The organism is Acerihabitans sp., from assembly GCF_036398755.1.
Classification (GTDB): Bacteria; Pseudomonadota; Gammaproteobacteria; order Enterobacterales; family Enterobacteriaceae; genus Acerihabitans.
The window spans coordinates 60,109-74,937 of sequence record NZ_DASWOM010000092.1; the positions used below are offsets into that span (position 1 = coordinate 60,109).

General features: G+C 61.8%; 6 protein-coding genes and 1 pseudogene. 4 read left to right on the forward strand and 3 right to left on the reverse strand.

All coding sequences use genetic code 11. From position 1 onward, the window contains the following. The first annotated feature begins 329 nt into the window (after positions 1-329). The 4 genes from VGC33_RS15615 to VGC33_RS15630 are packed head-to-tail and all read left to right on the forward strand — an operon-like array spanning position 330 to position 9,247. Complete coding sequence (locus VGC33_RS15615; protein WP_331121690.1) at positions 330-1,550, forward strand: MdtA/MuxA family multidrug efflux RND transporter periplasmic adaptor subunit; 1,221 nt, start codon at positions 330-332, stop codon at positions 1,548-1,550. Further along, a complete protein-coding gene (locus VGC33_RS15620) occupies positions 1,547-4,729 on the forward strand; it encodes an efflux RND transporter permease subunit (RefSeq protein WP_331121691.1) in 3,183 nt (1,060 codons plus the stop codon). The genes VGC33_RS15615 and VGC33_RS15620 overlap by 4 nt, the downstream gene beginning before the upstream one ends. Further along, positions 4,729-7,839: an efflux RND transporter permease subunit gene (locus tag VGC33_RS15625; protein ID WP_331121692.1), complete on the forward strand. Its 3,111-nt coding sequence runs from the start codon at positions 4,729-4,731 to the stop codon at positions 7,837-7,839. The genes VGC33_RS15620 and VGC33_RS15625 overlap by 1 nt, the downstream gene beginning before the upstream one ends. 4 nt (positions 7,840-7,843) lie before the next feature. Next, on the forward strand, positions 7,844-9,247 hold the full coding sequence (locus VGC33_RS15630; protein ID WP_331121693.1) for an efflux transporter outer membrane subunit: 1,404 nt from the start codon (positions 7,844-7,846) through the stop codon (positions 9,245-9,247). Positions 9,248-9,289: 42 nt separating this feature from the next. On the opposite strand, the pseudogene nirB reads toward VGC33_RS15630, so the two are convergent. The 3 genes and pseudogenes from nirB to VGC33_RS15645 form a co-directional block, all read right to left on the reverse strand. After that, positions 9,290-12,286 (reverse strand): annotated as a pseudogene (nirB, locus tag VGC33_RS15635) (nitrite reductase large subunit NirB); the annotation flags it as partial. A gap of 140 nt (positions 12,287-12,426) precedes the next feature. Further along, positions 12,427-13,698, reverse strand: a complete 1,272-nt coding sequence (locus tag VGC33_RS15640; RefSeq protein ID WP_331121735.1) for a nitrate- and nitrite sensing domain-containing protein — start codon at positions 13,696-13,698, stop codon at positions 12,427-12,429. A gap of 147 nt (positions 13,699-13,845) precedes the next feature. Beyond that, positions 13,846-14,514, reverse strand: a complete 669-nt coding sequence (locus VGC33_RS15645) for a TetR/AcrR family transcriptional regulator (RefSeq protein WP_331121694.1) — start codon at positions 14,512-14,514, stop codon at positions 13,846-13,848. Positions 14,515-14,829: the final 315 nt, after the last annotated feature.

The window sequence follows — 14,829 nt, forward strand, 5'->3', positions numbered from 1 at the left end:
GAAACGGCAAAAACCCGACAATTATATTGCCAGGTTTACAAAAAGAAGGATGACACCTTGCAATTTTCCTGAATATAAAATACACCTTATTACATAATGTTCATCTAAATCAATCTCCATGTGCATGTATTACGGCTTGCCACGCTGGCTTTTCACACCCTGAAACCGAGGCTACAGGGTCAGCCATGAATGCGGTAATCTTTGTCGTTATGTCTGTTTTACCGTATAAGTGACATGCTTTTTGACGAAACTTTTACAATCACGCCGCCTGGATTACTTTATCCTAGTACGATGATATTTCCCTGACCACTGATGGCCGCCCGTATCGCATGAAAATCCGTTCACAACGTAAAATCAAATGGCGCAACATCCTGTTGTTGTTAATCGCTGTGCTGTTGATCGCAGCCGCCCTGTTCTATGTTCTCCCGCGCCATTCCACCGGCGCGAATAGCGATACCCGTTCGGGCGGTCCAGGCAGGGCGGGCGGCCCCGGCATGAGCGGCATCGCCACGCCGGTGCACGGCGGGACGGCAAAACAGGCGGATGTGCCGGTGTATCTTTCCGCGCTCGGCACCGTGGTGGCCAATGCCAGCGTCACGGTGACCAGCCGGGTGGACGGCCAGTTGATGCAGGTTTATTTTGTCGAAGGCCAGAAAGTGGCCAAAGGCCAGTTGCTGGCGCAAATCGACCCCCGCAGCTACCAGGCCACCCTGGAGCAATACCAGGGCGAACTGGCGCAGAACCAGGCGTTGCTGAAAAGCGCCCAGTTAACCCTGGCGCGCTATAAGACGCTGTTTGCCCAAGACTCGCTTGCCCGGCAGGATTTGGAAACCCAGACCGCCACGGTCGGCCAGTATCTGGGCACGATAAAAGCCGATCAGGCGCAAATCAACGCCGCCAGGCTGAATCTGGATTACGCGCGCGTCACCGCGCCGATCGCCGGCCGGGTGGGGCTGCGGCTGGTCGACCCCGGCAATATGGTCCACAGCAGCGATACCACCGGCATTGTCACCATTACCCAAACCCAGCCGATTGCGGTGACCTTCAGCCTGCCCCAGGTCAATTTGCCCACCCTGCTGACATCGCTGCGCCAGGGCGACGCCCTGCCGGCCACGGCCATCGATCAGGACGGCGTGACGCCCCTCGGCCAGGGCAAACTGAATTTTATCAGCAATGAAATCGATAGTGATACAGGCAGTATCAAGCTAAAGGCGATTTTTGCTAATGATGACGAAAAGCTTTACCCCAACCAGTTTGTCAACGTGCGGCTGCAAATCGGGACGCTCGCGGGCGCGACCGTGATACCGGCCCAGGCGTTGCAGTTAAGCAGCGACGGCGATTTTGTCTATGTGATCAAGGCCGACAATACGGTTGAACGTAAAGCGGTGAAAACCGGGCCGGCGTTCGGCGACGACATGAAGGCCGTGTTGTCCGGCGTGGCGCCGGGCGACCAGGTGGTGACCGAAGGCATAGACCGTCTCAATACCGGCAGCAAGGTCTCGGTGGTGCAGGCGAATGCGGCGCCGGCCGGGAGCGCGACGGCGCAATGAACCCTTCACGGCTTTTTATCCAGCGTCCGGTTGCCACGATTTTGCTGATGATAGGCGTGCTGGTCGCCGGCATTTTCGCCTATCGAATGTTGTCCACTTCCGCCCTGCCGCAGGTGGATTATCCCACCATCCAGGTCACCACGCTGTATCCGGGCGCGAGCCCGAGCGTGATGGCGTCTTCCGTTACCGCCCCGCTCGAGCGCCAATTGGGACAAATGGCCGGCCTTGGCCAGATGTACTCCACCAGCTCCGGCGGCGCGTCGATTATTACCCTGAAATTTTCGCTGGAGCTGTCGCTGGACGTGGCCGAGCAGGAGGTGCAGGCGGCCATTAACGCCGCCGACAGCCTGCTGCCCACCGACCTGCCCAACCCGCCGACCTATAAAAAGGTCAATCCCGCCGATACGGCGGTCATCACCCTGGCCGCCACCTCCGATACCCTGCCGCTTATCAAGGTGCAGGATTTGGTGAATACCCGCGTCGCCCTGAAACTGTCGCAAATTTCCGGGGTGGGCATGGTGACCCTGGCCGGCGGCCATCAGCCGGCGATACGGGTGCGCATGGATCCCCGCGCCCTGGCGGCGCACAACCTGACGCTGGCCGATGTCAACACCCTGATAGGCAACAGCAACGTCAACGGGTCCAAGGGAGGATTCGACGGCAAATATCACTCCATAACCATCGATGCCAACGATCAGCTGCGCACGGCGGCCGAATACGGCAACCTGATCCTTACCTACCAGGACGGCGCCGCGCTGCGCCTGCGGGATATCGCGCAAATCGACGAGGCGGAGGAAAACGCGTTCCAGTCCGCCTGGGCCAATCGCATGCCCGCCATCGTTATCAGCGTGCAGCGCCAGCCGGGCGCCAACGTTATCTCGGTGGTGGACAATATCAAGGCGCAGTTGCCGACGCTGCAGGCGGCGTTGCCCGACGGGGTCAAGCTACAGATTTTATCGGACCGCACCCAGACTATCCGCTCGTCCATCAGCGACGTGCAGTTCGAGCTGTTGCTATCCATCGCGCTGGTGGTGATGGTGACGTTTCTGTTTCTGCGCAACCTGGCCGCCACGTTAATCCCAAGCATTGCCGTGCCGCTGTCGCTGGTGGGTACCTTCGGCGTGATGTACCTGGCCGGATTCAGCCTGAACAACCTGTCGCTGATGGCCCTGACGGTGGCCACCGGTTTTGTTATCGACGACGCCATCGTGGTGGTGGAAAATATCTCGCGCCGCCTGGAAAATGGTGAAACCCCGATGCAGGCGGCGCTTAACGGCTCGGCGCAGATTGGGTTTACCATCATCTCGCTGACCTTTTCACTGATTGCGGTCCTGATCCCGCTGCTGTTTATGGGCGATGTGGTCGGACGCCTGTTCCGCGAATTCGCCATTACCCTGGCGGTGGCGATCCTGGTGTCGATGGTGGTGTCGCTGACGCTCACGCCGATGCTGTGCGCTTACCTGTTGCGCCATATCCCGCCGGAAAAACAGAGCCGCTTCAATCGCAAGGGCGGGCAGCTGTTCGACAAGCTGGTGGCCGGCTACGATCGCTGGCTGACGGTGGTGCTGGATCATCAACGCCTGATGCTGCTGGTGGCGTTATTGACCCTGGTCTTGACGGCCCTGCTTTACCTGATGGTGCCGAAAGGCTTTTTCCCGCCGCAGGATACCGGGCTTATCCAGGGGGTGACGGTGGCCTCGCAGGATGTGTCTTTTAGCGAAATGGCGGCGCGCCAGCAACGACTGGCGGACGTGGTTTTGCGCAATCCGTCGGTGGCGAGCGTCTCCTCGACCATCGGCATCGACGGCAACAATACCAGCCTGAACAGCGGCCGGCTGCAGATAAACCTTAAACCCTTCGCCGATCGCGACCTGCGCGCCGACGCGATTATCGCGCAGCTCAGGCAGGCGACCGCCACGATCGCCGGCATCCAGCTGTATCTGCAATCCGCCCAGGATCTGACGGTTAACGACCAGGTGACGCCCAGCCAGTACCAATTCACCCTTGACGACGCGGACAGCGAGAACCTGGTCGCCTGGACGCCGAAAGTGGTGGCGGCGCTCGCCGGCCGGCCGGAATTCAGCGAGGTGGCGAGCAATCTACAGGATCAGGGCCAGGTGGCCTATGTGGAACTGAACCGCGACGCGGCGGCGCGCTACGGCATTACCGCCGCCGATGTGGACACCGCGTTGTATAACGCCTTCGGCCAGCGCCTGGTATCGACGATATTTACCCAATCCAATCAGTATCGCGTGGTGCTTGAGGTGCTGCCGAAGTATCAACAATCGCCGGCGTCGTTTGACGATATCTACCTGGCGACCAATCTTGCCGGCACCACCGGCACCGCGGACAGTTCGACCGGTTCCGCCGGTTCGTCCGGTAGTTCCGCCAGCTCGTCCGCCGCCGCGTCGACGGGCATGGTGAAACTCACCTCCGTCGCCAAAATCCACCTGCGCACCGGGTCGCTGCTGTACGCCCGGCTCAATCAATTTCCGGCGGTCACCCTCTCTTTTAACCTGCAAAACGGCTATTCCCTGGATGACGCGCAGCGGGCGATTACCCATGTAACCGATGAGCTGAAGCTGCCGTCCAGTATTACCCTGCGCTACCAGGGCGAGACGTCGGCGTTCCAGAGCGCCACGGATAATACCCTGTGGCTTATCCTGGCGGCGCTGATGACCATGTATGTGGTGCTGGGCATTCTGTATGAGAGCTTTATCCATCCGGTGACGATTTTGTCGACCCTGCCATCGGCGGCGGTGGGCGCGCTGCTGACGCTGCTGTTCGCCAATACCGAGTTCAGCCTGATAGCGCTTATCGGCGTCATTTTGCTGATAGGCATCGTCAAGAAAAACGCCATCATGATGATCGATTTCGCGCTTGAGGCGGAGCATCACCAGCATCTTACCCCGCGCGAGGCCATTCACCAGGCCTGCCTGCTGCGTTTCCGGCCGATACTGATGACCACCATGGCGGCGTTGCTCGGCGCGCTGCCGCTGATGCTGGCGCACGGTTCCGGCGCCGAGCTGCGTCGCCCATTGGGGCTGGTGATCGTCGGCGGCCTGATTTTCAGCCAGGTGCTGACGCTGTTCTCCACCCCGGTTATCTACCTGTGGTTTGACGGCATGTCGCAGCGCGCGCAGCGGGCGTGGCGCCGATACGGTAGTCAGGAACGCTGATGAATATCTCGCGCGTTTTTATCTTCCGCCCGGTGGCGACGCTGCTGCTGACGCTGGCTATTTTGCTGCTCGGCCTGCTGGGCTACCGGCTGCTGCCGGTGGCGCCGCTGCCGCAGGTGGATTTTCCGACCATCATGGTCAGCGCCAGCCTGCCCGGCGCCAGTCCGGAAACCATGGCCGCGACGGTGGCCACGCCGCTGGAGCGCGCCCTGGGACAAATTGCCGGCATCAGCGAAATGACCTCCAGCAGCGGGCAGGGTTCCACCAACGTCATTTTGCAGTTTGACCTGGACCGGGATATCAACGGCGCGGCGCGCGATGTGCAGGCGGCGATTAACGCCGCGCGCAGCCTGCTGCCCTCCAGCATGCCGTCGCTGCCCACCTATCGTAAGGCCAATCCGTCCGACGCGCCGATTGTCGTGCTGGCGTTGACCTCGCCCACCCGCACCAGCGGGGAGCTGTACGATTTGGCTTCCAGCGAAATCCAGCAAAAAATCGCCCAGGTGGAAGGCGTCGGCCAGGTGTCGCTACTGGGCAGTTCGCTGCCGGCGATTCGCATCGATCTGCGGCCGCAGATGATTACCCACTTCGGCTTATCGCTGGATAGCGTGCGCAGCGCCATCGCCGACAGCACCAGCAATTTGCCCAAGGGGATATTGCAGGGTGATAAGCAATCCTGGGTGGTGGACGGCAACGGCCAATTGGATTTGGCGCGCGATTACCGGTCGCTTATCGTCAGCTATCAAGACGGCGCCGCCGTGCGGCTGGGGGACGTGGCCACGGTTTACGACTCGGTGGAGGACAAATACAACGTCGGTTACTACAACCAGACTCCGTCGGTGATGATAGGCGTAACCCGCCAGGCGGGCGCCAATATGCTGGAAACCATCGACGCCATCAAGGCGCGGCTGCCGGCGCTTGCCGCCGCCCTGCCCGGCGACGTCGGTTTGCATATGGTGGTGGATCGCTCGCCGAACGTGCGCTCCTCGCTGCGCGATACCGAGGAAACGCTGTTGATTGCCGTGGCGCTGGTGATCGCGGTGGTGTTTGTCTTCCTGCGCAACCTGCAGGCGGTGATTATCCCGGCCCTGGCGCTGCCGGTATCGCTTATCGGCACCTGCGCGGTGATGTACCTGCTGGACTATAGCCTGGACAACCTGTCGCTGATGGCGCTGATTATCTGCACCGGGTTCGTGGTGGACGACGCCATCGTGGTGTTGGAAAATATCACCCGTTATATCGAGCAGGGCCTGGGGCCGGTGCGCGCGGCAATCCGCGGCGCGCAGGAGGTCAGTTTTACCGTGCTGGCGATGACTTTGTCGCTGGTGGCGGTGTTTATTCCCATCCTGCTGATGGGCAGTATCGTCGGCCGGCTGTTTCGCGAGTTCGCGATAACGCTCACCGTCTCGCTGCTGATTTCGATGGTGGTATCGCTGAGCCTCACCCCGATGCTGTGTTCGCGGCTGCTCAAGCGCAGGCCGCCGGTGACCCGCCGGCCGTCGCGGATTTATCGGCTTATCGAAGACGGGCTGGCCCGGCTGCTGGCAGCCTACGCCGTTGCCCTGGCCTGGGTCATGCGCCATCAGCGCCTGACGCTGTTGAGCCTGGTGCTGACCGTGATACTGAATATTTTTCTTTATACCGTGGTGCAGAAAGGCTTTTTCCCCAACCAGGATACCGGCCTGCTGATGGGCATGCTGCGCGCCGATCAGAACGTTTCATTCCAGGCCATGAAACCCAAGCTACAGGAATTTTCGCGCATCATACAGCAGGATCCGGCGGTGGACGGCGTTCTCTCTTCCATGGGCAGCGGCGGCTTCGGTTCGCGCAATAGCGCCACCTTCTTCGTACATCTCAAGGATTTCGGCCAGCGGGACGCCAACGCCGCCGAAGTGGCCAACCGCCTGACCGCCAAAGGCATGAACCAGGCCGGTATCCAGCTGTTCCTGATGCCGGCGCAGGATTTGCATATCGGCGGCCGCAGCGCCAACGCCCTTTATCAGTACAGCCTGCAGGCCGATGACCTGGAGACCCTGCGGCTCTGGACGCCGAAGGTCAAGGCGGCGCTGGAAAAAATCCCGCAGCTCACCGGGGTGGATGCCGATTCCCAGACCGGCGGGCAGGAGGTGATGCTGAATATCGATCGGGATAAGGCCACCCGGCTGGGCGTAAACGTCAAGATGCTCGATACCCTGCTGAATAACGCCTTCAGCCAGCGGCAGGTCGCCACGCGCTATAAAACCCTTAACCAGTATCATGTGGTGATGAGCCTGGACGCCGCCTTTACCCTCGACCCGGCGGTGCTGAACGATTTGATGGTGGTCAACGGCGAGGGCCGGCAAATCCCCCTCTCCGCCTTTGCCAGCTTCAGCGGCGCCAACGCCTCGTTATCGGTGGCGCACCAGGGGCAATCGGCCACCAGCACCGTGGCGTTTAACCTGGCGGACGGCGTTTCCCTCGAACAGGCGCAGCAGCTTATCAAAACGGCCATGGCGCGGATTGGCCTGCCGTCCGACATCCAGGCCGGATTCCAGGGCACCGCCAAGGCCTTTACCGCGCTGGCTTCCAGCATGCCCTGGCTGATACTCGCCGCGCTGGCGGCGGTCTATATCGTGCTGGGCATGCTTTACGAGAGTTATATCCACCCGCTTACCATACTGTCCACCTTGCCTTCCGCCGGGCTGGGCGCCCTGCTGCTGCTGATTGTCACCGGCACCCAGCTCACGGTTATCGCGCTTATCGGCATTTTGTTATTGATAGGCATCGTCAAGAAAAACGCCATCATGATGATAGATTTCGCCCTGGCGGCGGAGCGGACCCAGGGACTCAGCCCGCAGCAGGCGATTACCCAGGCCTGCCTGATGCGTTTCCGGCCGATCATGATGACCACGCTGGCGGCCTTTTTTGGCGCCCTGCCGCTGGCGCTGGGCAGCGGCGGCGATGCGGATTTACGCCGGCCTCTGGGCATGGCGATTGCCGGCGGACTGGCGCTCAGCCAGCTGCTGACGTTGTTTACCACGCCGGTGGTGTATCTATATATGGACCGACTGAGCCGTTCCAGCAAGCGGGCCTGGCGGCGATCCCCCTTCTATCCTCGAAGACAACAGTGAATTTATGATAACGATATCCCGACCGCCCGTTTTGAAGCTGATGCCCCTGGCGCTGGCGTTGATCCTGGCCGGCTGTATGGTGGGGCCGGATTACCGGCGCCCGGCGATGACGGTGCCGCTTGAATATAAGCAGGCGAAAGGCTGGACCCAGGCCGCGCCGCGGGATCAGGCGGCCAAGGGTGAATGGTGGGCGGTGTACCGGGATCCGACGCTTTCCGGTTTGTTAAGCCAGGTGCGTATTTCCAATCAGAACGTGGCGCAATATGAGGCCCTGTACCGGCAGGCGCGGGCGCTGACCGCCGGCTCACGCGCCAATTTGTATCCCACCGTCAGCGCCGACGCCGGCACCACGCGCAGCGGCACCCAGACGTCAACGACCACCGCGCATACGGCGCAGGTCAGCGCAGGCTGGGAGCTGGATCTCTGGGGTAAACTCAGGCGCACGGTGGAGGAAAACCAGGCCAATGCCCAGGCCAGCGCCGCCGAACTGGCCAATATCACCCTGAGCGCCCAATCGGAGCTGGCGCAGGATTATTTCCAGCTGCGGGTGATGGATGAGCAGATCGCGCTCTATCAGGAGAGCGTCGAGGCCTACCAGCGCTACCTGAGCATTATCGACAATAAATACCGCGCCGGCAGCGAGTCGCGCGGTACCCTGGCGCAGGCGCAGACCCAACTGGAAAGCGCCCGCGCCTCCGCGCTGGACCTGCAATGGCAGCGCGCGCAGCTTGAACACGCCATCGCGGTGCTTATCGGCCGGTCGCCGGCGCAGTTCAGCCTGCCCGCCGCCAGGCTCACCGCCAGCCTGCCCGCTATCCCGGCGGCGCTGCCGTCGCAGCTGTTGCAGCGCCGGCCGGATATCGCCTATGCCGAGCGCGGCGTCGCCGCGGCCAACGCCGCCGTCGGCGTGGCTCAGGCCGCCTATTATCCCGATCTGACCCTGAGCGCCAGCGGCGGTTTTCAAAGTTCGACGCTGCATAACCTGATTTCGCTGCCGAACCGGGTATGGTCGCTGGGGCCGGAGCTGAGCGGCACCCTGCTGGACTTCGGCGCCACCAAGGCATCCGTTGAGCAGGCGCGGGCGGCTTATGACGCAAGCGTCGCCAGCTATCGCCAGAGCGTGCTGTCGGCGTTCGAGGAAGTGGAAAACTATCTGGTGGAGCTGTCGACCCTGGAGGCGGAAACCGCCGCGCAGCAACGCGCCGCCGAGTCCGCGCAGGAATCGGCCCGCGTTACGCTTAACCAGTACCGGGCAGGGATGATTGATTACCTGGATGTCGCCACCACCCAGAATACCAGCCTGTCGCAGCGGCAAAACCTGCTGTCGCTGCGCAGCACCCAATGGGTGGCCAGCGTCCAGCTGATCGTCGCCCTCGGCGGCGGCTGGCATGACGAAGACCGTCGGTAGGCCGTGACGCTCCGTGGCGGCGGGGCGTCACGGGCGTCGCCATTATTCCGCCGGCGCGCGCTCCGTCAATGCGCAGGTCGCCACCCAGACGCGCCCCTGGCGGATTTCCACCGGCCAGGCGCTGACCGACAGGCCGGCATCCTCCAGACAGCAGCCGTCACGCAGACGGAAATGCTTTTTATACAGCGGCGAAATCACCACCGGCTCGCCCGCGACATCGCCCACCAAGCCGCGCGCCAACACGTTGGCGCCGCTGCCCGCCTCATGATTGGATAAAGCATACACCCGGTCTTCCCCGCTGGTCGGACCCGCGGCCGACGGCAGGTAAAACAGGGCGATCTGCCGTTGCCCCAAACGCGCGGCGATGCCGACATGGGCCGGGATATCACCAAGCATGCAGACCGGCCGCCAGCCGCTTTCCCCAACGGCGGAAGACGGCCCAGGGCCGTTTCCCGCCACGGACGGCAACGCCCCCCTCGACAGCCCATCTTGCGCATCGACCGCGGTCGCGTTCACGCCCGCGCGCGGTTTTTCTTCCGGCCGGGCGGGCCGGATCTGGGATCGTTGCGCCACCATGACCACCGCTTCATCGGGCCGGGCGCTGTTGATAAATCCCCGGAATAACGCCAGCCGGCCGGCGTCCGCCAGGGTGGTTTGCCATTCGCATTGGTAACTTGCCGCCACCGACTGCATGTCCTGTTCAAGCTCGGCGCAGATACCGAGCGCGTCATCGACGATCACCCGGCGCAGATAGTCCACGCCGCCTTCCAGATTATCCAGCCAGGCGCTGGTGCGCTGCAGCCGATCGGCGGTGCGGATATAAAACATCAGCAGGCGGTCAATCATGGCGATAAGGCTGTCGGCATCCAGATCGACGGCAAATAAATCCGCATGGCGCGGTTTCATGCCGCCGTTGCCGCAAACATACAGGTTCCAGCCTTTGTCGGTGGCGATAACGCCGATATCCTTGCCCTGCGCTTCCGCGCATTCACGGGTACAGCCGGAAACGCCCAGCTTGAATTTATGCGGCGCGCGCAGGCCCTTGTAGCGGTTTTCCAGTCTGATGGCCAGCCCAGTGGAATCCTGCACGCCGAAGCGGCACCAGGTTGAGCCGACGCAGGATTTTACGGTGCGTAGCGATTTACCGTAGGCATGTCCGGTTTCAAACCCGGCGTCCACCAGTTCCCGCCAAATAGCCGGCAGCTGTTCCATCCTGGCGCCGAACAGCGCGATGCGCTGGCCGCCGGTCACCTTGGTATATAAATGATAACGGGCGGCCACCTGGCCCACGGCAATCAGCCCCGCCGGGGTAACTTCCCCGGCGGGCATGCGCGGCACGACGGAATAGGTACCGTCCTTCTGGATATTGGCGAAAAAACGATCGTTGGTATCCTGCAACGGCAGATGTTCGGGTTGCAATAGATAGTCGTTCCAGCAGGAAGCCAGGAGGGAACCGGCCAGCGGTTTGCAGATTTCACATCCCAGGCCGTGGCCATATTGCGCCAGCAGTTGGCTGAAGGTACGGATGCGGTTGACGCGAATCAGGTGATACAATTCCTGGCGTGAATAGGCGAAGTGTTCGCACACGTCTTTTTTCACCACCACGCCCCGCCGCGACAGCTCATATTCCATCACCTGCCTGACCAACGGCACGCAGCCGCCGCAGCCGGTGCCGGCGCGGGTGCAGGTTTTCACCGCCGCCAGATCGCCCGCCCCCGCCGCCACCGCCGCGCGGATATCCCCTTTACTGACGTTATGGCAGGAACAGACCTGGGCGCTGTCAGGCAGGGAGGCCGCTCCCGCCGTTTTCGGCGCCCCGCCAGAGCCGGCCGGCAGGATCAGGCTTTCCGGCCGCTCCGGCAGGGGCATGTCATTAAGTATCATCTGCTGCAGGGTGCTGAACTCCGCGCTGTCGCCCACCAGCACCGCGCCCAGCAGGCGGGTTTTGTCCGCGGAAACCACGATTTTTTTATAAATCTGCCGCGGGCCGTCGGTCCATATATAGCTTTGGCAGCCTGGGGCGACGCCCTGGGCGTCCCCCAGCGAGCCGACCTCGACGCCCAGCAGTTTCAGCCGGGTACTGAGATCCGCCCCGCTAAATACCGTTTCTTCCCCGGCAAGACATGACGCCAGCGCGCGCGCCATCTGATAACCGGGCGCCACCAGCCCATACAGAGCGTCGCGCCACGCGGCGCATTCGCCGATAGCGAAAATATGGGCATCCGAGGTCACGCACCGATCGTCAATAGCCAGTCCCCCGTGCGCGCCGAGCGTCAGTCCGCACTGATGGCCCAGCCGATCCATGGGACGGATACCGGCGGAAAACAGGATAAGATCGGTATCCAGCGACCCGCCGTCGGCAAATTCCAGCCGCAGGCCGTCTTGTCCGGCAGGAGTGATACGGCGGGTATTTTTTCCGGTGTGCACGCTTACCCGCAAATCTTCGATTTTTCGCCGCAGCATGGCCGCGCCGCCTTCATCAAGCTGCACCGCCATCAGACGCGGGGCAAACTCGACCACATGGGTTTCCAGTCCCAGCTGCCGCAGGGCATTGGCGGCTTCCAGCCCCAGCAGGCCGCCGCCGATCACCGCGCCGCGTCGTGACTGGCGCGCCCGCGCGGCGATGGCGTCAAGATCGTCCAGGGTACGGTACGCCAGGCATCCGGGTAGATCGCTGCCGGGAATCGGCGGCACAAAGGCATAGGATCCGGTGGCCAGCACCAGCCGATCGTAGGGTGTGACTGCGCCGCGGTTATCCGTCAGGCATTGCCGCTGACGATCGATGGCGGTAACGGCGGTGGCGCCGCGCAATTCAATGCCATGCGACGCAAAAAAACCGTCGGGCACCAGCGACAGCGATCCCGCGCTGCGCCCGGAAAAATACTCCGATAAATGCACTCTATCGTAAGCGGGGCGGCGCTCGGCGCCGAAGACGATGACGCGGTAACGCCGGTGCAGGTCGCGCGCCACCAGCTGTTCCAGGAAATACTGGCCCACCATGCCGTGGCCGATGACGACTAATACGGGTTTGTTCATAACAAAGTCCTTACATAAAAAAAAGGCGTCCAAAAACATGCAATTACCGCATGCTTTTGGACGCCTTTATCCTTGACCCGCGCTACGCCGCCATTGGCTTAACACGCCGTCATATACTGATGTCTTTTACCCCCGGCCCATCGTTATGGCCGGCCGGTCAATATCTCTTCCACCGCCAGAATGGCCGCGGCCACTTCCGCCAGCTTTTTGTTTTGGTTCATGGCCATACGCCGCAGAGCGTTATAGGCCGCTTCCTCGCTTAACCGCTGATGACGCATCAACAGCAGCTTGGCGTCTTCGATTTGCCGCCGGTCATTAAGCGTTGCGCGCAGTTGCGCCAGCTCATCGGCCAGCTCCCGCAGCCGGCGCGATTGTTGCCCGACGATAGATAATACCGAACGTCCCAGCTGCGGACTGAGGCCGTTATCGCCCAGCGGCTCAGCGGCGTCCGCCGGCCCGGCGGCGGCAACGAATACGCTATACGCCACCGGTTGGTCCATCTGACGCGCCAGCAGAGCTTCCAGCGCGGCATCCCCCGGCCGGTCGCCCGCGGCGTCTTGCGCGGCGTCGATGCCGGCCCGGCATAATTGCATCAATGCCGCCGCCAGCCCGTCCTCGACCGCTTTCATCAGGTCGATACGGCGGGTCGTCGCCTCATACCAACGCAGGCTGTGATCCGCGGCGATTTTACCCGTGAGAACGATGCGGCGCAGCCGCTCGACATCGGTATCGGCGTCACGCGCCATCTCGCCCCAGCGCTGCAGATTAAGGGGATCGCTGAAATCGCCGAAGGTGGCGAAACACCGTTCCTGACCGTCGATCAGCTCCAGCAGCTGTTGGCGGGCGGCGTCGCTGAATGCGCGCGCGGCAAAAACCGCCGCGCCCCGCGCCCGTTCCTGCCCCGCCAGCTCTTTGCCCTGCATAAAGCTGAACATGGCGATCAACGCCCGGGAAACAGCCGGCTCCGCCGCCGTATCCGCCGCCTCGAATACCAGCGCCAGCAGACTGCGGATCACCGCGTTGAATACCGCCGTCGCCTGCGCCTGATCGATTTCGGCCCGCCGGATGCGGCGGCGTAACGCCGGTAAGCATCCGAGCGCATAGCATACCGCGGCAATACGCCCCAGGCTCCGGCTGTCGGACGCCGGCTGATTGACGTCTTCCGCCCGGCCCAATAGCCGCAGTACGGCGCGCTCGGCGGTAACGGCATCGTGCGCCGGTTTTTCAAGCGCATCGGCGTACAAGCCCGAACCCAGGTAAAGCGTGGTGACGCCGCGCTCGCGTTGCAGCATATGCACCAATTGACTGACCGCCCCCACCAGTTCGCCGGTTTGCAGCAAACGTCGCAAAGCGGCGATCTCGCTTTGCCGCGAGGCCTGCAAGAAACGAATAGCGGTGGGAGTATCGGCAATCAATGGGCTCATTTATCCCGTCCGGACTTGCCACGAAGTGACCTGATAAACGCATATTACGTACCGAAGCACGCCGGCGCCCTGCGCAGAATCAACTTTACCTGCGTCGCGCCGCTATCTTTCCGGCCGCGCCGGTCCGGCGCGGCATCGTTAAACCCGCGCCATATCCCGGGCGGCGGCCGCGCCAATGCGCGCCAGGTTCGGCCATACCTTCATCAAGGTGGTGACGATGGTATCCAAATCCTCGCGCGTGGCGCCGTCGCGCGCCTGCACCGACATACCCTGCAGGATGCAGGTCAGGTATTTCGCCAGGGTGGGCACATGGGTACCGGCCGGCAATTCTCCCTGGGCCTGGCGCGCGCGCAGAAACTCCGCCAGCATGTTTTCCTGAAAGTGATGGCGTGCGCGCAGCAGTTTCGCCACCGCGTCGGATGAGGACGACAGCGCGGCTGAGGTACAGATGATAAAACAGCCCGACGGCTGATCTTTATCGGTAAACAGCGCCGCGGTATCGCGCATGAAATTTTCGGTCGCCTGCGCCACCGTGCAATTCGGATCGGCCAGCAGCGCCTTGCCGCGTTCGGCGAATTTGGCCACGTAGCGTTCGGCCGCCGCGCGGAACAAGCCTTCCTTATTGCCGAATTCGCCATACAGCGTCGGCGCCTTGGCGCCGGTGGCCTCCACCAGATCGCTGAGCGAAGTCGCTTCGTAGCCGTGGCGCCAGAACAGTTCCAGCGCTTTATCCAGCGCATGGTCACGATCGAACTGTTTTGGGCGTCCGCGTCCTTTCCGTATGGGCGCAACATGATCGGTATTCATAACATCCTCTCTTATCGCATTTTTGCCTAACGTCTTGCCGTTTGCACAACGTCCTTGTGGATATCTCCCGGCATCTATATAATTAACGATCATTACAAAAATTACAAGCGCCTTATGTCACATTACCTGAAGAATGTTAAATTTTCCGGCAAGTCTTGGCGCCGCCACGCGCGACGGACTCGCCTGTTGGCGCCGCGCAACAAATCAATCAAAAAAATTACGTTATTTAACATAAACTTATATATTATATTAACGATCATTAAAGATTTAGTTGATCAACGCCGCCGAGGGGACTAGTATTAACTTATCGAACGT

Bases quoted from the DNA above. Each gene is read 5' to 3' on its own strand.
- VGC33_RS15615 (WP_331121690.1), top strand. From the start codon at position 330: ATGAAAATCCGTTCACAACGTAAAATCAAATGGCGCAACATCCTGTTG.
- VGC33_RS15620 (WP_331121691.1), top strand. From the start codon at position 1,547: ATGAACCCTTCACGGCTTTTTATCCAGCGTCCGGTTGCCACGATTTTG.
- VGC33_RS15625 (WP_331121692.1), top strand. From the start codon at position 4,729: ATGAATATCTCGCGCGTTTTTATCTTCCGCCCGGTGGCGACGCTGCTG.
- VGC33_RS15630 (WP_331121693.1), top strand. From the start codon at position 7,844: ATGATAACGATATCCCGACCGCCCGTTTTGAAGCTGATGCCCCTGGCG.
- VGC33_RS15645 (WP_331121694.1), bottom strand. From the start codon at position 14,514: ATGAATACCGATCATGTTGCGCCCATACGGAAAGGACGCGGACGCCCA.